The sequence below is a fragment of the Shinella sp. AETb1-6 genome (assembly GCF_009826875.1).
GTDB lineage: Bacteria > Pseudomonadota > Alphaproteobacteria > Rhizobiales > Rhizobiaceae > Shinella > Shinella sumterensis.
Genome location: NZ_WUMM01000003.1, coordinates 118,112 through 134,819 on the forward strand (window position 1 = coordinate 118,112; position 16,708 = coordinate 134,819).

Consider the following 16,708-nt stretch of genomic DNA (forward strand, 5'->3'; position numbering starts at 1 on the left):
GCTGGACCGGTTATCGGGAGGATGAAACATGGAAAATCTCTGGCGCGACGACGAAGCGGAAAAAGTCGTCGCCGGCTACGCATCCAAGGGCGTGAACCGCGACTTGGCGCTGCGCACCTACACGACCCGGCTGTTGGGCGGTGAGCCGCGGCTGGTGCTGCACGGCGGCGGCAATACATCCGTGAAGACCGAAGTGACCGATCTCGTCGGCGACACCCATGCGGTGCTCTGTGTGAAGGGCAGCGGCTGGGACATGGGTACGATCGAGCCGCCCGGCCTGCCGGCCGTGAAGATCGCCCCGCTCCTCAAAAGCCGCAAGCTCGACAAGCTGTCGGATGAGGACATGGTGACGTTGCTGCGTGCCAATCTCATCGATCCCGGTGCGCCAAATCCTTCCGTTGAAGCGCTGCTGCATGCATTCCTGCCCCACAAGTTTGTGGATCACACCCACTCGACCGCGATCCTGGCCATCGCAGATCAGGCAAAGAGTCGCGAGATGAGCGCCGCGCTCTTCGGCAAGAAAATGGGTTTCGTACCCTATATCATGCCCGGTTTCGCGCTCGCCAAGGCCGCGGTGGAAGTATTCGAGCAGGATCCGACGGTGGAAGGCCTGATCCTCGACAAGCACGGCATCTTCACCTTTGGAGACACCGCCAAGGAAGCCTATGACCGGATGATCCACTACGTCACGGTCGCCGAAGACCATGTGAAGGTCAACGGCCGCAATCCGTTCACGCCGGCCGTTCTCCCCTCGAAGCTGGCAAGCCCAGCCGATATCGCCCCGATGCTGCGTGGCGCAGTGGCCGTCGACAAGGGCGAGGGCCGCTTTGATCGAATGGTCAGCGTCTTTCGCTCGTCGCCGGCCATTCTCGATTTTGTCAATGCAGCGGAAGTCCGGGACATGGCGGCGCGCGGCGTCTCGACGCCCGACCTCTCCATCCGCATCAAGACCGGCCCGATGGTGCTGCCGGCACCCCCCAGCGATGATCTCGACGGCTATCGCGCTGTCATCGATCAGCACGTCGCCGACTTCGCCGCCGATTATGCCGAATATTTCCGCAGCAACGACGCCCGCGACGATGTCAAGCGCATCATGCTCGACCCGATGCCGCGCCTGACGCTGGTGCCCGGTCTCGGCATGTTCGGCCACGGTCGGACGCTCAAGGATGCGACCATTGCCGTCGATGTCGGCGAGATGTGGATCGAAGCCGCGCGTGACGCAGAGTCCATCGGCCGCTTCGAGCCGGTCAGCCGTCCCGATCTCTTCGATCTCGAGTATTGGTCGCTGGAGCAGGCGAAGCTCGCCGGCGCCAAGCCGAAGCCGTTTACCGGTCAGGTGGCGGTCGTTACCGGTGGGGCGGGTGCCATCGGCGCCGCGGTGGTCAGGGCTTTCGCGGCCGAGGGCGCCCATGTCGTGGCCCTCGATCTCGACGGCGAGAAGGCGGCGGCCGTCGCCAAGGCGGCCGGCAACAACTCGATCGGCATCGCCTGCGATATCACCGACCCCGTCTCCGTCCGCATGGCGTTCGACAAAGCCGTTGCCACTTTCGGCGGTGTCGATATCGTCGTTTCCAATGCGGGTGCGGCCTGGGAAAGCCCGATCGCCACGATGGACGACGCGCTTTTGCGCAAGAGTTTCGAGCTGAACTTCTTCGCACACCAGACGGTGGCGCAGAATGCCGTAAGGATCATGAAGGTGCAGAAGACCGGTGGCGTGCTGCTGTTCAATGCCTCCAAGCAGGCCGTCAATCCCGGCGCGAAGTTCGGCGCCTATGGCCTGCCGAAGGCCGCAACGCTCTTCCTGTCGCGGCAATATGCGCTGGAGCACGGCGCCGACAACATCCGCGTCAACGCCGTCAATGCCGACCGCATCCGTTCCGGTCTGCTGAATGACGAGATGATCGCCAACCGCGCCGCTGCGCGTGGCCTTTCCGTGAAGGAATATATGGGCGGCAACCTGCTCGGCCTCGAGGTCACGGCGGAAGACGTGGCGCGCGCCTTCGTGCACCACGCGCTCGCCGAACGCACGACCGCGGATGTCACCACCGTCGACGGCGGCAATATCGCAGCGGCAATGCGCTAGCGCGGATCAGGCGAGATCCGTCTGCGCGAAGTCGTCGCCGTTGTAGGCGAGAGGGACGCCAAGCGCCTTCGCACACGCATAGGCGAAGCAATCGCCGAAATTCAGAGCCGCCGGGCGACCGGCGGTTTTGCCATAGGTCGTTGCGGCATCAAGGGCGAGTTCACCGATCCGGGGCGTTACCGTTAGTTCGCTCGCTCGAATCTCGGACAGGAAATTCGCTACCGCGTCCCGCGCGGATGCAATCGCTTGCCGCTTGTCCGGGCTCGAAGGCTGTTTTCTTGCGAGCGCGAGCACGGCCTCGAAACGAGCCAGTGAACTGACCGAAAAGCTGGTTTCACTTGCGTCAAGCCGCTCGACAATCTCTTCCCAGCCCGGCTCGCGCGTCATCACCGCGACGATGGCGGAGGCATCGATAAACATCAGAGATCGTCCCACATCTCATCCGTGAACTTTTTCATGTCGAAGTTGGGATCGGGCTTGCCCCATGACGCGACCCTCTCCTGAAGAGGTGCAAGTCTCTCCCGCAGCGACGCCTTGTGCTTTTCGCGATCCAGTTCGTTTTGCAACGCACGGCGCACCGCTTCCTTCTTCGTCGGGGCGTTCATGGCTTTTTGCAGCTGGGCGGCAAGCGCGTCGACCTCGTCGTCACGAATAAAGAGCGCCATCGGATATCTCCTATAGATATCCAGATATACACGCCAGATATCTCGCGTGCAAACAAAAAGGGCGGCCCGATGGACCGCCCTTCTTCATCCACATGCCGAAATCAGGGCTTCGGCATCCATGCCGGCATGGCGACGTCGGCATGGGCGAACTGGGGCAGCTTCGCGCCGAGCTCTTCCATGTTCTTGATGTCCTGATCGTTCAGGTCTTTCTGGGTGATCAGCGTCGGCGGCACGATGACCTGCTTGCCCGGGTCTTCGCCGGCAAGCAGCATGGCGAGCGAGCGTACCGAGACCTGGCCGACCACGGCCGGGTTCGTGGCGGCTGTCGCGACCCAGGCCGAGCCGGATTCACGCATGGCGGCGATGTCGGAGGTCGAGATGTCGGCCGAGTAGATCTTCACGCTGGAGGACAGGCCCGCTTCGTCGACGGCGATCTTCACGCCCTTGGCGAATTCGTCATAGGGGGCGAACATCACGGTGATATCGGGGTTGGCCGAAATCACCGACCGCGCCTGGTTGGCGACGGAGTTCGCGATCGGGTTGTCCATCGTGCCGAACTGGGCAGCCTCGTTGATGCCGGGATACTTCTTCTTGAATTCCTTCCAGGTCTCGTCGCGACGGTCGAGCGGCGCGATGCCGGCGACGTAGACGTAACCGGCCTTGAAGCTTTCGCCATTGTCCTTGATCGCCTGCTCCAGCGCGAGGCGGGCGAGGTCGCGGTCGGACTGCTCGACCTGCGGTATCTTGTCGTTTTCGACATTGACGTCGAAGGCGACGACCTTGATGCCGGCATCGACCGCACGCTGGGCGGCTTCCTTCATGGATTCCGTCAGGCCGTGCTGGATGATGATGCCCTGCACGCCGAGTGCGATGGCCTGATCGACCATGTCGGCCTGGAGTGCCGCGTCCTGGCGGCTGTCGAAGACCTGAAGCTGCACGCCGAGCGCCTTGGCCTGCGCTTCCACACCGGCGAGGTAGGACTGGAAGAAGTCGCCGGTCGAGAGATAGCGCACGAGCGCGATCTTCACGTCGCCGGGCTTGTCGAACGGCTTGGGCATGTCAGCCGCAAAGGACGGCACGGCAAACGATGCCGCGGCCATCAGCCCGAGCGTCATCTTGCCCAGGGTTCTACGCGTAAAATTCATGGTCAGTCTCCTCCACTGGTGAACTTTGGTGATCCGCCAGGCCTCCCGCCTCAGCGTTTGCCTCTTTTCGAGAGCGCAAAGGTAAAGATCAGGGCGATGACAAGCACGGCGCCCTTGATGAAATCCTGTGTGTAGTAGGGCGCGTTCATCATCGTCAGGCCCTGCAGCAGGATGCCGACGAAGAGGGCGCCCACGGCCGTCCCGAAGGCATTTGGCTTGGCGGATCCAAGCACGGCGAAGCCGATCAACGCGGCGGCGACGGCATCGAGCAGCAGGTTGTTGCCCGAGGCGATATCGCCGCGGCCGAGGCGGGCGGCAAGCAGGATGCCGCCGATCGAAGCGAAGACGCCGGAGATGATATAGGCCGAGATCTTGTAGGCATTGACCGGCGCACCGGCGAGGCTCGCCGCCCGCTCGTTGGAGCCGACGGCATACATCATGCGGCCGAAGCGGGTGTATTCGAGGAAGAACCAGATGACGACGGCGAGCACGATCAGAACGACCACCGACACCGGCACGAGATTGGGCAGGATCAGGTCGAACCGGTGGCGGCCGAGCGCCAGGAAGGCCGGGCTGAAGGCGCCGGTCGCCGTCGAGCCGTCCGGCAGTGTCATGCCTGTCGCGATCGAACGCCCTTCGGTCGGGATGCGTTGCAGTCCGAGCAGCAGGAACATCATGCCGAGCGTCGCCAGCAGATCCGGCACGCGCATATAGACGATGATGATGCCGTTGACGAGGCCGACGAGCACGCCGACTGCAAGGCAGACGAGCGTCGCGGTCAAAGCGTCGCCGCCCATCACGACCATCACATAGGACGATGCCATCATGGCCGTCGTGGCAACGGATCCGATCGACAGGTCGAAGCCGCCGACCACGAGCGTTGCGGTGACGCCGAGCGCCAGAATACCCGTGATCGACACGGATTGCAGTATGAACACCGCGCTTTGAGGCGAGGCGAAGCCGCCGGTGACGAGAGAGAAATACAGCACCATGCCGGCGAGCAGCACGAGGAAGCCGTACTTGATCGCGGTTTCCCGGATGTTGAAGGCAGCCGGCGGGACGGCGCCGGTGGAATTGCTCTGTTGGCTCGTCATCATGCACTGACCTGTTGATAGAATTGTCCGGCGATCTCGGAGAGCAGCCGCTCGACATCGATGTCGGCATTGCGATGCTCGCCCACGATGGTCTGTTCAGACATGACGAAGATGCGGTCGGCGACCTCGAAGGCTTCGTCCAATTCCGTGAGGAAAAGAATGGTGGAGCGCCCGGCGGCGGACGCGCGCAGCTTTTCGCCGATATCCCGGCGGGCGGCGATGTCGACGCCCTGGAAAGGTTCGTCGAGGATCAAGAGACGCGACGGTTCGGACAGCCACCGGCCGACCATGACCTTCTGCTGGTTGCCGCCCGACAGCGTCTGCATCTCGTCGCGCTCGCTGCGGCAGACGACGCCCAGCGCAGAGATCTGCTGGCGCGCCTTGGTCTTTTCCGCGCGCCGGCTGGCGATGCCGAAGGACGAGAGACGGCGCAGGAACGGCAGGCTGATATTCTCGTAGATATTGAAGTCCGGCACGATGCCGCTGATCGCGCGGTCCTTGGCGACAAGGAAGACGCCCTGGGCAATCGCCTGGCCTGTCGTCTTCGGCGCATAGCGTTTGCCGTCCAGCGTCATCTCGCCGGCTGCCGGTGCACGGACGCCGAAAAGCGTTTCCGCAAGTGCCGTCTTGCCGACGCCGACTAGGCCGGTGACGGCGACGATCTCGCCATCACCGAGATCGAAATCGAATGGCCGCGTCTGTTCGGAGAGTTTCAGGCCACGCACACTGAAGACCGGGCGGCCCGCTTCACGCACCGCGACGGCACCGGCCGAGACCTTGCGGCCGAGCATGGCATTGACCGCACCTTCGTAATCGAGCTCCGGCCCCTCAAAACGGCCGGTGATGCGGCCGTCACGCAATGCAAGGATGCTGTCGGCAAGGCGGCGGATATCCGACATGCGGTGCGAGATGTAAAGAATGGCGACGCCGCGCGCCTTCAGGCGGTCGACGAGTTCGAACAGGCGGTCGGCTTCCGCGCTCGACAGCGACGAGGTCGGCTCGTCGAGGATCAGCACTTTCGGCTCATGCGCCATGGCGCGCGCGATCGCCACCATCTGGCGGTCGGCCAGCGTCAGGTCGTTGATGTTGGCGGCAAGCTCGATCGACAGGCCCATGCGGGAGGCGACGGCGGCCGCCTCGCGGCGCACCCGGCGCGGATTGAAGAACAACCGCGCGCCGCGCCCGTTCAGCCGGTCGAGCGTCAGGTTGGTCGCGACATCGAGATCGGCGACCACGCCGTCATTGATGTTCTGGTGCACGGTGACGACACCGGCGCGGATCGCCTCGGCCGGCGTTGCCGGTTCGAAGGCGGCGCCGGCCAGCGTGATCGCGCCGGCGTCCTTTGTGTACACGCCCGAGAGGATGCGCACGAGCGTGGATTTGCCGGCGCCGTTGGCGCCCATCAAAACCGTCACTGCGCCTGCCTTGAGGTCGAGGTTCACACCCTGAAGCACCGGAACCGGGCCAAAGGATTTGCGCACGCCCTCAATGCGAAACACTGCCTGTTCGCTCATTTACTCCTCCCAATGACGCCACGTTAGGATAGGCTATCATCAAATGTCAAGGCCGTTGACAATTGACAGAATGATGCCTTAGCTGTGGGCAAGGACGGCATGGCGGCAGGCGATGGAGGCAGCCCCGTGCGCAGGAGGAGAGCATCATGGACAGTCCCGTCTTCGAGGCGCTGAGCGCCGAGACATTGCCAGATAGGCTTGGCGGCAACGCCGCCCTGAAAGACAGGATCGGCAACGATTCGTCGCGCTGGACGATCAAGGAAGTCGGCGACGGTAACCTCAATCTGGTCTTCATCGTCACGGGAGAGATGGGCGCCGTCATCGTCAAGCAGGCGCTGCCCTATGTGCGCCTCGTCGGCGAGAGCTGGCCGCTGCCGCTGAAGCGCTCCTTCTTCGAATATCACGCGTTGAAGCGCCAGGGCGCACGCGACCCCGGCATGGTGCCGGAGATCCTGTTCTTCGACGAGGCGCAGGCCATCATCGTCATGGAATTCCTGACGCCGCATGTCATCCTGCGCCGCGCGCTGATCGATGGCCGGGAGTTGCCGAAGATCGGTCGGGACCTCGGCCTGTTCGTCGCCCGCACGCTGTTCCGCGGCTCCGACCTTTCCATGGTCACACGCGAGAAGAAGGCGGATGTCGCGCTGTTTTCGGACAATGTCGAGCTCTGCGACATCACGGAAAACCTCGTCTTTTCCGATCCCTATTTCGAAGCTGAACTGAATCGCCACACAACGCCGCAGCTCGATCCGCTCGTTGCCGAACTGCGCGCCGACCGTGACCTCAAGGTCGAAGCGCAGCGGCTGAAGCATCTGTTCTCCGCCAAGGCCGAGACGCTCTGCCATGGCGATCTGCATACCGGTTCCGTTATGGTGACCGACGACGAGACCCGCGTCATCGACCCGGAATTCGCCTTCTACGGCCCGATCAGCTTCGACGTCGGCATGCTGATCGCCAATTTCTGGATGAGCTATTTCTCGCAGGCCGGCCACGAGGCATCCCCCGGCGCGCGCGACGGCATGCGCGCCTATCTCCTCGATACGATCGATACGCTGTGGGAGACGTTTCGCGCGGAATTTTCCCATCTCTGGCGCACCGAGCGCAAGGGCATCCTCTATCAGGCCAGCCTCTTTGAGGACCGCAACGACCAACTCGCCGCTGAACAGGCGCTCATTATCGTCATCGATGAGATCTGGTGCGAGATGCTGGGCTTTGCCGGCATCGAGATCCACCGCCGCATCCTCGGGCTTGCCCACAATGCCGATTTCGAAACCATCGCCGACCCCAACCGCCGCGCGTCCTGCGAAAGCAAGGCCCTGAAGCTCGGGCGTCACCTCGCCGTCAACCGGCAGCGCATCCACGGTCTTCGCGATATCCGCGAGACGGTGGAGCGGCTTGAAAAGGAGATCATCGCGTGAAAGTCGAAGAACGCCATTACCGTACGATCTGGCTCAACGAGGATGGCCGCTCCGTCGACATCATCGATCAGCGCTGGCTGCCACATGAATTCCGTGTCGTCACGCTCAAGACCGTCGCCGATGTCGCGATCGCCATCCGGGATATGTGGGTGCGCGGCGCGCCGCTGATCGGCGTCACCGCCGCCTATGGCGTCGCGATCGCCATGGCCAAGGATCCGTCGGACACCCATCTCGATGCCGTCTGGGAGGAATTGAACGAAACCCGGCCGACCGCCATCAACCTGCGCTGGGCGCTCAATGCGATGCGTGATCATCTCGCCCCGCTACCGGAAGACCAGCGCGCCGGTGCCGCCTATGTGCGCGCCGCCGAGATTGCCGAAGAGGATATCGAGCTCAACCGCGCCATCGGCGCCAACGGTCTCGACGTCATCCGCAAGATCGCGGCCAACAAGAAGCCGGGCGAGCCCGTGCGCATCCTCACCCATTGCAATGCCGGCTGGCTCGCAACGGTCGACTACGGCACAGCGACGGCACCGATCTACATGGCCGTCGAGGCGGGCATCCCCGTCCACGTCTATGTCGATGAGACCCGCCCGCGGAACCAGGGTGCGTATCTCACCGCCTGGGAGATGAACGGCCACGGCGTGCCGCACACGCTGATCGTCGACAATGCCGGCGGCCACCTGATGCAGCACGGCGATATCGACATGGTGATCGTCGGCACCGACCGGACCACGGCGAATGGCGATGTGTGCAACAAGATCGGCACCTATCTCAAGGCGCTCGCTGCACGGGACAACGACGTGCCCTTCTATGTGGCCCTGCCGTCGCCGACCATCGACTGGACGGTGCATGACGGCGTCAAGGAAATCCCGATCGAGGAGCGTGCCGGCGACGAGGTGAGCTTCGTGCAGGGCCGCGCCGCCGATGGCTCTATTGCCAGCGTGCGCATCTCGCCGGAGGGCAGCCCGGCGGCCAACCCCGCCTTCGACGTGACGCCCGCCCGCCTCATCACCGGCCTCATCACGGAACGCGGCATCGCCACGCCATCGCCGGAGGGTCTGAAGACACTCTTTCCCGAACGAGGCTGACACACGGTAAACCCTGTCCATGGGATGTCGAAGATGAGGCTCGGTGAAGCCAAGCCTCTCATCTGTCACGCCTTTGCCAGATGCTGGAAAAGGTCCTGGGTCATCGGCGTGATGTCGAGGCTTGCGGGTATGCAGACCGAAAGATGCCGCTTCGCCCAGCTGTCCACGAGCGGCGTGATGGCAAGCGCATGCGAGCGCCTGCATCGTCGGGCGATCGTCTCGGGAACGACCGCCACGCCGATACCGGCGGCAGCCGCGGAACATATGGACTCGAATGTGCGCAGCCGGATCCGGTATCGGAGCTTCACCGCAAGCCTGTCGGCCTGAAGGTCTATGTGATCCTGCAACGCGCCGTTTTCCAACCCCATGAAATACTCGTCGGCCACCTTGTAGAACGGAACGTCCTTCTCCTGCGCAAGCCAATGCGACTGCGCCGACACCATGACAAGCCTGCTCACGGTGAAGGGCTTGAGCCGCAGCCCATCCGTGGCAGCGGCATCGGACAACACGCCGATGTCGGCGAAACCTGCTGCAACGCTTCGGGCGATTTCGTGACTTTGGCGCTCCTGCAGATCGATATCGACCTGCTGATGCATCGCGACCCAGGGAATGAGGCGTGCCGGGAGGACGTCCGCGATGGCGGCCGTGTTGGCGCGTAGGCGGATCGTCGCTCGTATACGCTCCTGCTCTCGTCGGCCGCCGTTGTCCCGGCACTGTTCGGCATGTGGGCGGGGCAGTCAGTCAGACGGCGCGTCAGTCCCGCAACGTTCAAGCGCTGCTTCCTGATCGCGCTCGCGCTTCTCGGGCTGGAAATGTTGCTGAGGTACGTGCTTTAGCTTACGACATGTATTGATCGCTTTCGCGTTCCAAAGCGGCTGAACGCACCAAACGCCTGGTGTGGCCGGCAGTCTGTCAAACCATGTGGCCGTTGGAAACTCAATCGTCGCTTCCCTCCGCCAGCATTTTCAGACGTATCCGAAAACCTTCGGAAATGTGCAGGCGTGCGGCTCGTTCGGCGCGATCGCCATCACCTTGTGCGATTGCGTCCACGATTTCCTCGCGCTCGGCCTGCGCGGACCGTACGCGCTCGGCCCTCGTGTATGTGGAGCCGGGCAGGAGGCTCAGGTGGACACGCAGATTGCTGAGCGTGTGCGCGTCCCTCCAAAAGAAAATGGGCGGCACAAGGCCGCCCATAGACTGGATGTTCCGGTATTTTGCTCAGGCCGGGCGTTCTTCGCCGGCCTTGGGGCGCCAGGTGATCAGGCGCTTTTCGGCGACGTCGAGAAGCAGGTCGATGATCAGGACGAACACCGCAAGGATGATGATCCCGGCGAAGACGCCAACCGCATCGAAGTTGCCTTCCGCACGGGCGATCAGGTAGCCGAGGCCGGCGGAAGCGCCGAGATACTCGCCGATGATCGCGCCGACGACCGCGAAGCCCACGGAGGTGCGCAGCGACGACAGGATCCAGCTGGCTGCCGCCGGGAAGTAGACATGGCGGAGCAGATCGGAGCGGCGTGCGCCGAGAATGCGCGTGTTGGACAGCACGACCGGGTTGACTTCGCGCACGCCCTGCATGGCGTTGAAGAACGTCACGAAGAACACGAGCGTCACGGCCAGCGCGACCTTCGACCACAGGCCGAGGCCGAGCCAGAGCACGAAGATCGGTGCGAGCACGACGCGCGGAATGGCGTTGATGGCCTTGATGAACGGATCGAGGATGCGGGCCGTGAAGGGGCTCAGGCCAAGCCAGACACCTGCGGCGACGCCGAGGCCGGTACCGATCAGGTAGCCGAGCACGGTTTCGCTGAGCGTGATGCCGACATGCTTGTAGAAGCCGGGATCGATGACCCAGGTGACGACCTGCTGGACGATGTCGAGCGGAGCCGGGAAGAAGAAGCGGTCGATGACGCCGGTCGTCACACCGAGCTGCCAGCCACCAAGGATCACGGCCAGAAGCGTGATCTGGATGAGACGTACGTTAACGGCTTGCATAGGACTTCTCCACTTCGCCCCTGAGCGACGCCCAGATGTCGCGGTAAAGGGTCATGAACTTCGGGTCGAGCTTGATTTCGGAGACGTTTCTCGGACGTTCGAGATCCACGCCGAAGCTTTCGATGACGCGGCTGCGCGGACCTGCCGCCAGCACGACGACGCGGTCGCCGAGCGCAATGGCTTCCTCGAGGTCATGGGTAATCATGACGACGGCGCGGCGGTCTTCCTGCCACAGGCGCAGCAGTTCGTTCTGCATCAGGTGGCGCGTATGGATGTCGAGCGCGGAGAAGGGCTCGTCCATGAGGATGACCTTGGGTTCGGTGATCAGCGCCTGCGCCATCTGGACACGTTTGCGCTGGCCGCCCGAAAGCTGGTGCGGGAAGCGGCCTTCGAAGCCCTTCAGGCCGACCTTCTCCAGCCACGCCATGACCTTGACGCGGCGCTCTTCGATGGGCACGCCGCGAAACATCAAGCCAAGCTCGACGTTCTGGAACGCGGTCTTCCAGGGCAGGAGGGCATCCTGCTGGAAGAGATAGCCGATGTTGTTCTGAACGCTCTTGACCTGTGCGCCGTCGATGGAAACCTGGCCTTTCGCGGGCTTCAGAAGGCCCGCGATGGCGTTGAGGATGGTGGACTTGCCGCACCCGGTCGGCCCGACGATCGACAGGAACTCGCCGTTTCCAACGGTGAGGTTGACGTTCTCGACTGCGACGAACGACCCGAACGCCATCGTGACGTCGTCGATCGTGACCATCGGGGGCAGACCGGGCTGCGGCACAGCCTCGATTTTAGCTGCTGCAATAGACATGATGGTTTTCCTTAGTTCTTGGCGGGCTGGCCTGCAGCCTCGACGAACTTGTTCGTGTAGGTCGCGCCCAGATCGATGGTGGCGTTGCCGACGCTTTCGTTGAAGCTCTTCAGCACGGCCAGCGGGGTTTCCAGATCGGCCGGAACGAACTTGCCGTCCTCGGAGAAGATCGCCTTGGCGTTCTCGACGGCCTTGATATACGTCTGCTTGTCGCCGGACACGAAGTCCTCCGGCAGCTTGGCGACGATTTCCTCGGCCGAATGATCCTTCATCCAGTGCAGCGCCTTGAGCGTCGCATTGGTGACCTTCTGAATGACTTGCGGGTTGGCCTCGATATAGTCCTGGTTCGCATAGAGCACGGACGTGGGATAGATGCCGCCGTAGACGGCTTTTGCACCTTCGTCGCTGCGGGCGTCGATCAGGATCTTGCCGAGACCGCGCTCGACGACGATCGTCGCGGCCGGGTCGTAGTTGACCAGAAGGTCGATCTTGCCCTGCTGGAGCGCCGCGACCGCGGCAGCACCCGAACCGACGCCGATGATCGAGATGTCATCGTCGGTCAGGCCGTGCTGCTTGAGATAGTAGCGGATGAAGAAGTCGGACGACGAACCCGGCGCGGTGATGCCGACATTCTTGCCCTTGATCGTTTCCGGCTTGGCCGGGTCGAAATCCGTGTCGTTCTTGCCTGCGAGCACGAGGCCGGAATTGCGTGCGAGCTGGATGAAGCCGATGACGTGCTTGCCCTGCGCCTGCATCTGGATCGTGTGGTCGTAGAAACCGACGGCGACGTCGGTCGAGCCGGCAACCAGCGCCTGAAGCACCTTGGAACCGCCCTGGGCGAAGTTCTCGATCGTCACGTCGAGACCTTCTTCCTTGTAGAAGCCGAGGCTTTCGGCAACCGGGAAGGGCAGGTTGTTCAGGTTATAGGAGCCGACGCTCATACGAACGGAATCGGCGTGGGCGGCAGTGGTCAGGGCGAGCACAGCGGCAGTCGCCAGAAGTAGTTTGCGCATGAATTTCCTCCGTTAATGCTCCGGTCCTCACCAGAGCGCGTTAAGCAGCGTGATCCACACGCTCTTTGGGCTTTGCGAAGGCATAACCTTCGAAAAGTCGTCTTGCGGTCCTCACCAGGCCCGCGACAGTGGCCCCGTTTCGTATCTCCAGTTGGACGTCGATGCGTCCGCCGGGGTGTTCGATACGAATCAGGGCCGGCAGTTTCGTAGCGCCGGCAATCGACGAAGCGACGGTACCCATGCTCGCCACCGCCGTTGCGATTCCGACAGCGCCGGTGGTCGCGAGAGCAGGATGGCAGTCATTCGGCATGAAATAGCGGACGGACAGCGTGCCGCCTTTTCGCGGCGCCGAAAGGATGACCGGTTTCGGGATCACCATATCCGATACGTCGCCCATGCCCATCAAGCGCCCGGCCTCCGTACGGATGGATGCCAGCTTCGCGATCAATTCACTGTTGGCCGACAGGGAGGCGGCATCTTCGTAACCGGTGACACCAACGTCTTCCGCGCGCATCAGAACCATCGGAATGGCGCAATCGATCGAGGTCGCGGGTATGCCCTGGATGATATCCGAAGGATTTCCCGTGGGAAACAGTTTGCCCGTCTTCGCGCCGGCCGCGTCAAGAAAGGTGAGGGCGATCGGTGCCGCCAGCCCCGGAACGCCGTCGATCGACGCGTCGCCGAGATAGATCACCTCGCCGTTGCGGGTCGGCACCTTGGCCTCGATGATCTTCTTGGTGTTGACGTTGTGAATGCGCACGAGCGTGCTCGTCCCGGTGGCCTGGACAAGCCCGGCCTCGATTGCGAAGGGCCCGACGGCTGCAAGCATGTTGCCGCAGTTCGGCGAATAGTCGACCATCTGCCTGTCGGTTCGCACCTGAGCGAAGAGATAATCGACGTCCGCCCCGTCCACGCTGGCGGGACCGATGATAGCGACCTTCGATGTTACAGGATTTCCGCCGCCGATCCCGTCGATCTGGAGAGGGTGGCCGGAGCCCATGATGGACAGGAGTACGGCATCGCGCTGTTCTCTGTCGGCAGGAAGATCGGAAGCAAGAAAGAACGGACCGCGCGACGTGCCTCCGCGCATCAGGACGCATGGAATGCGTATCAGATCGTTCATTTCCTCACCTCAATATTGCATAACCCGGATTAATCGGGTGTCTTGTTGCAATATGCGAAATGTGGGATAGCTGTGAAATGCAATGTTTGAAGGGATTGATGCGTCATGAGCATAAATTGTGAAATTTTTGATCTGCGTGCTTTTCAGGCGGTCGTCGATCTCGAAAGTTTTCACCGCGCTGCCGAGGCCCTTCATATTTCGCAGCCCGCGTTGACGCGGCGCATCCAAAAACTGGAACAATCCATTGGCGCGCCGCTGCTCGATCGCACCACCCGGCACGTTGCGCCGACGGCGACCGGACAGGAACTGCTGCCGCTTGTGCGCCGCATGCTGGAGGAGTTCGACGGGTCGCTTTTCGCTCTCAAGGAGGGCGGCTCCCAGCGCCGCGGACTCATCACGATGGCGTGTGTACCCACCGCCGCGTTTTATTTTTTGCCAACGGTCATCAAGACATTCGGCAACGATTACCCACACATAAGGCTTCGCATCCGCGATCTCACCGCCAATGAAGGTCTGCAGGCCGTCGCGCGCGGAGAAGTCGAGTTCGGCATCAACCTGATGGGGAATTCGGATCCGGACCTGTCGTTCGAGCCGCTCATCGACGACCCGTTCGTGCTGGCGATGCGCAAGGACCATCCGCTTGCCGAATTCGATCAGATCCATTGGCGCCAGCTCGACGGCTATCCCCTGGTGGTGGTCGACCGCTCCAGCGGCAACAGGGCGCTTCTGGATGGCGCGCTTGCCAAGCACAATCTGCGCCTCAACTGGTTCTACGAGGTGACGCATCTGAACACATCGCTCGGCCTGGTCGAAGCCGGGCTCGGCATCTCCGTCCTGCCGCGGCTTGCCACGCCCCAGGAGGAGCACCCCTATCTGGTGACCCGCCCAATCATCGACCCCGTCGTCACCAGAACCATCGGCATCGTCCGCCGCCGCAGCGCACCGCTTTCGCCTGCGGCTGAAAAGTTCATCGAGGTCCTGCTAAACGTCTGGAAACGGTGATATTTTTGCGTATCGCGGAGGCGATATACAGTCCGGGCTCACGTGCGAGCCCAGCTTTCTGAAAGACCACCAAACTCCTGTTGACGGCGCTTTTTTCCGTATGCGGAACGCCCCTCTTATCGTCCATCGATAAGCGGTGGTTTGAATGTCGAAGCGTGCGTTCAAAGCCATCTGACGGCCAGCATGATAATTCCGGGCGACGAAATTGCCTGAGCGCATGAGGGGCATTCCCCAGGGCACTCTGCGTACCCGTCAACAGCTTCAGAATTATCGATGTTGACAAATTGAAAATTTTACTTTGATATGTGTATATCGATATATAAATATCGCATAGCGATAGCAGGCCGGTATGTATGATCCTCTTGTTCACCCTTTTCCAGATCAGCAGCAGTCCAATCCGGACTCATACTGGCTGAAGGTCAGCAGAAGCGAACCCGAGGATGATGGTGTCGTCGCAGAAGATTTGGATGCGGATGTCGCCATCATCGGTGGTGGCTACACGGGCCTGTCGGCGGCATTGGCTTTGGGGCGTGATCACGGGATCAAGGCCACTGTTCTCGAGGCACGGTCTTCCGCATGGGGATGCAGCGGACGGAACGGCAGCTTTGCCCGCATTTCCGGTGGGCGTGTGCCGTGGTCGACGTTGGTGAAGACATATGGTGCGGAGGTTGCCCGGGCCTACTTCGGGGAACTCCGGCAGGGCCTCGATACCGTTCGCGCGTTAATCGCGGATGGCAGCGTCGATTGCGACAAGCAGCCGGACGGCGTCTACAAGGTCGCGACGTTTGCCAGCCATGCGGCTGCGCTGAAGCGGGAAGAGGAACTTTACAACACGGTTCTCGGCTATTCCGCACGCTATGTCGATGCCGCGGGGGTGCGTGGCATTCATGAGGGGCCGGAAAGTCACGGCGCGCTCTATCTGCCCGACGGGTTCTCCCTCGATCCCCTGAAATTTGCGCAGGGAGTCCATCACATGGCGCGCAGCCATGGTGCGCGCGTTCACACGAATTCTCCCGTCGTCGGCTGGAAGACGCAGGGCAATGTACATCACCTCGCGACACCCGGCGGAACCGTTCGCGCCAGACGGGTCATCGTTGCGACCAATGGCTACACGTCATCGCACCTGCATTCGAGACTAGCTGGCCGCGTTCTGCCCGTTCATTCCCAGATCATCGTCACGGCGCCGATGACACAAGCGCAAGTCGATGCCAGCCTGCCCTCCGGTAGCTGCATGTTCGATACCCGTGGCCTGCTCTTCTACTATCGCCGTCTTCCCGACAATCGCATGCTGTTCGGCGGGCGTAGTGCGATTTCGGGTGCGGACGCGGCGGCGCCCCGTCACCGGCAATATCTCTACGAGGCGATGACGCGGAAGTTTCCGGCGCTTGCCGGGATCGCCGTGGAGAACTGGTGGGGTGGATGGGTCGCAGTCACCCGTAACTCCCTGCCGTTCTGCTATCAGGTCCCGGGTCTCGGCGATGTCTTCACCGCCGGTGGCTATGCGGGCAGCGGCGTCTCCTTCTCCATTCATCTCGGCACGAAGCTGGCGATGATGGCGGCCGGCAAGCCGTTCGAGACGGGTGCGACATTCCTGACCCGTGAACCGGAGCGCTATCCGTTCGCGTCGTTCATCCGGCTTGGCCAGTGGATGGCTTATCGCTGGTTGCATGCCAAGGACGCGCGTGAAGCGCGTCGGGCAGGTTGAACATGCTCAATGGCTTTACAGAGCAGCGTCGCGCGAGCTCGGTTCGATCCAA

Annotated in this window: 16 protein-coding genes; 5 read left to right on the forward strand and 11 right to left on the reverse strand. The window is 62.4% G+C overall.

The window, feature by feature from the left end; all coding sequences use genetic code 11:
• Positions 1 to 28 precede the first annotated feature (28 nt).
• On the forward strand, positions 29 to 2,083 hold the full coding sequence (locus GR158_RS06210) for a bifunctional aldolase/short-chain dehydrogenase (RefSeq protein ID WP_160870383.1): 2,055 nt from the start codon (positions 29 to 31) through the stop codon (positions 2,081 to 2,083).
• Positions 2,084 to 2,089: 6 nt separating this feature from the next.
• Here the strand turns inward: GR158_RS06210 and GR158_RS06215 are convergent, their stop codons facing one another.
• From GR158_RS06215 to GR158_RS06235, 5 genes are all read right to left on the reverse strand, one after another.
• Complete coding sequence (locus GR158_RS06215) at positions 2,090 to 2,506, reverse strand: type II toxin-antitoxin system VapC family toxin (protein WP_202402183.1); 417 nt, start codon at positions 2,504 to 2,506, stop codon at positions 2,090 to 2,092.
• Positions 2,503 to 2,748 (reverse strand): type II toxin-antitoxin system VapB family antitoxin, encoded by a 246-nt coding sequence (locus tag GR158_RS06220; RefSeq protein ID WP_134646556.1) that lies wholly within the window; start codon positions 2,746 to 2,748, stop codon positions 2,503 to 2,505. The genes GR158_RS06215 and GR158_RS06220 overlap by 4 nt, the downstream gene beginning before the upstream one ends.
• A gap of 101 nt (positions 2,749 to 2,849) precedes the next feature.
• Positions 2,850 to 3,893: a substrate-binding domain-containing protein gene (locus tag GR158_RS06225; protein ID WP_160870385.1), complete on the reverse strand. Its 1,044-nt coding sequence runs from the start codon at positions 3,891 to 3,893 to the stop codon at positions 2,850 to 2,852.
• A 50-nt stretch (positions 3,894 to 3,943) separates the two neighbouring features.
• A complete protein-coding gene (locus GR158_RS06230; RefSeq protein ID WP_371731623.1) occupies positions 3,944 to 4,990 on the reverse strand; it encodes an ABC transporter permease in 1,047 nt (348 codons plus the stop codon).
• Positions 4,987 to 6,501 (reverse strand): sugar ABC transporter ATP-binding protein, encoded by a 1,515-nt coding sequence (locus GR158_RS06235; protein ID WP_160870386.1) that lies wholly within the window; start codon positions 6,499 to 6,501, stop codon positions 4,987 to 4,989. Before GR158_RS06235 ends, GR158_RS06230 begins: the two co-directional genes overlap by 4 nt.
• Before the next feature lie 146 nt (positions 6,502 to 6,647).
• Here GR158_RS06235 and mtnK point away from each other — a divergent pair, with 146 nt between their 5' ends.
• The gene (gene mtnK, locus GR158_RS06240) at positions 6,648 to 7,919 is read left to right on the forward strand and encodes an S-methyl-5-thioribose kinase (protein WP_160870387.1); all 1,272 of its coding nucleotides are present in this window, start codon (positions 6,648 to 6,650) and stop codon (positions 7,917 to 7,919) included.
• On the forward strand, positions 7,916 to 9,010 hold the full coding sequence (mtnA, locus tag GR158_RS06245; protein ID WP_160870388.1) for an S-methyl-5-thioribose-1-phosphate isomerase: 1,095 nt from the start codon (positions 7,916 to 7,918) through the stop codon (positions 9,008 to 9,010). Before mtnK ends, mtnA begins: the two co-directional genes overlap by 4 nt.
• 65 nt (positions 9,011 to 9,075) lie before the next feature.
• Here the strand turns inward: mtnA and GR158_RS06250 are convergent, their stop codons facing one another.
• The 6 genes from GR158_RS06250 to GR158_RS06275 all read right to left on the reverse strand — a co-directional run bounded on the left by GR158_RS06250 (position 9,076) and on the right by GR158_RS06275 (position 13,949).
• Positions 9,076 to 9,747: a LysR substrate-binding domain-containing protein gene (locus GR158_RS06250; RefSeq protein WP_160870636.1), complete on the reverse strand. Its 672-nt coding sequence runs from the start codon at positions 9,745 to 9,747 to the stop codon at positions 9,076 to 9,078.
• Positions 9,748 to 9,946: 199 nt separating this feature from the next.
• The gene (locus GR158_RS06255) at positions 9,947 to 10,204 is read right to left on the reverse strand and encodes an FCD domain-containing protein (protein WP_160870389.1); all 258 of its coding nucleotides are present in this window, start codon (positions 10,202 to 10,204) and stop codon (positions 9,947 to 9,949) included.
• Between the two features lie 24 nt (positions 10,205 to 10,228).
• On the reverse strand, positions 10,229 to 11,005 hold the full coding sequence (locus GR158_RS06260) for an ABC transporter permease (RefSeq protein WP_134646568.1): 777 nt from the start codon (positions 11,003 to 11,005) through the stop codon (positions 10,229 to 10,231).
• Positions 10,992 to 11,759 carry an ABC transporter ATP-binding protein gene (locus tag GR158_RS06265; RefSeq protein ID WP_160870637.1) on the reverse strand — a complete coding sequence of 256 codons (768 nt, stop codon included), beginning with the start codon at positions 11,757 to 11,759 and terminating at the stop codon, positions 10,992 to 10,994. The genes GR158_RS06260 and GR158_RS06265 overlap by 14 nt, the downstream gene beginning before the upstream one ends.
• Before the next feature lie 65 nt (positions 11,760 to 11,824).
• The gene (locus GR158_RS06270) at positions 11,825 to 12,826 is read right to left on the reverse strand and encodes an ABC transporter substrate-binding protein (RefSeq protein WP_160870390.1); all 1,002 of its coding nucleotides are present in this window, start codon (positions 12,824 to 12,826) and stop codon (positions 11,825 to 11,827) included.
• A gap of 40 nt (positions 12,827 to 12,866) precedes the next feature.
• Complete coding sequence (locus GR158_RS06275) at positions 12,867 to 13,949, reverse strand: 4-oxalomesaconate tautomerase (protein ID WP_160870391.1); 1,083 nt, start codon at positions 13,947 to 13,949, stop codon at positions 12,867 to 12,869.
• Between the two features lie 105 nt (positions 13,950 to 14,054).
• Between GR158_RS06275 and GR158_RS06280 the strand changes: the two genes are divergently transcribed.
• A complete protein-coding gene (locus GR158_RS06280; RefSeq protein ID WP_160870392.1) occupies positions 14,055 to 14,951 on the forward strand; it encodes a LysR family transcriptional regulator in 897 nt (298 codons plus the stop codon).
• 349 nt (positions 14,952 to 15,300) lie between these two features.
• A complete protein-coding gene (locus GR158_RS06285) occupies positions 15,301 to 16,656 on the forward strand; it encodes an FAD-binding oxidoreductase (protein WP_160870393.1) in 1,356 nt (451 codons plus the stop codon).
• Positions 16,657 to 16,708 lie beyond the last annotated feature (52 nt).

What these genes read in the sequence shown, in the direction of transcription:
- GR158_RS06210 (WP_160870383.1), top strand. Translation starts at nt 29, where the DNA reads ATGGAAAATCTCTGGCGCGACGACGAAGCGGAAAAAGTCGTCGCCGGC.
- GR158_RS06220 (WP_134646556.1), bottom strand. Translation starts at nt 2,748, where the DNA reads ATGGCGCTCTTTATTCGTGACGACGAGGTCGACGCGCTTGCCGCCCAG.
- GR158_RS06225 (WP_160870385.1), bottom strand. Translation starts at nt 3,893, where the DNA reads ATGAATTTTACGCGTAGAACCCTGGGCAAGATGACGCTCGGGCTGATG.
- GR158_RS06230 (WP_371731623.1), bottom strand. Translation starts at nt 4,990, where the DNA reads ATGATGACGAGCCAACAGAGCAATTCCACCGGCGCCGTCCCGCCGGCT.
- GR158_RS06235 (WP_160870386.1), bottom strand. Translation starts at nt 6,501, where the DNA reads ATGAGCGAACAGGCAGTGTTTCGCATTGAGGGCGTGCGCAAATCCTTT.
- mtnK (WP_160870387.1), top strand. Translation starts at nt 6,648, where the DNA reads ATGGACAGTCCCGTCTTCGAGGCGCTGAGCGCCGAGACATTGCCAGAT.
- GR158_RS06255 (WP_160870389.1), bottom strand. Translation starts at nt 10,204, where the DNA reads ATGGGCGGCCTTGTGCCGCCCATTTTCTTTTGGAGGGACGCGCACACG.
- GR158_RS06260 (WP_134646568.1), bottom strand. Translation starts at nt 11,005, where the DNA reads ATGCAAGCCGTTAACGTACGTCTCATCCAGATCACGCTTCTGGCCGTG.
- GR158_RS06265 (WP_160870637.1), bottom strand. Translation starts at nt 11,759, where the DNA reads ATGGTCACGATCGACGACGTCACGATGGCGTTCGGGTCGTTCGTCGCA.
- GR158_RS06270 (WP_160870390.1), bottom strand. Translation starts at nt 12,826, where the DNA reads ATGCGCAAACTACTTCTGGCGACTGCCGCTGTGCTCGCCCTGACCACT.
- GR158_RS06275 (WP_160870391.1), bottom strand. Translation starts at nt 13,949, where the DNA reads ATGAACGATCTGATACGCATTCCATGCGTCCTGATGCGCGGAGGCACG.
- GR158_RS06280 (WP_160870392.1), top strand. Translation starts at nt 14,055, where the DNA reads ATGAGCATAAATTGTGAAATTTTTGATCTGCGTGCTTTTCAGGCGGTC.
- GR158_RS06285 (WP_160870393.1), top strand. Translation starts at nt 15,301, where the DNA reads ATGTATGATCCTCTTGTTCACCCTTTTCCAGATCAGCAGCAGTCCAAT.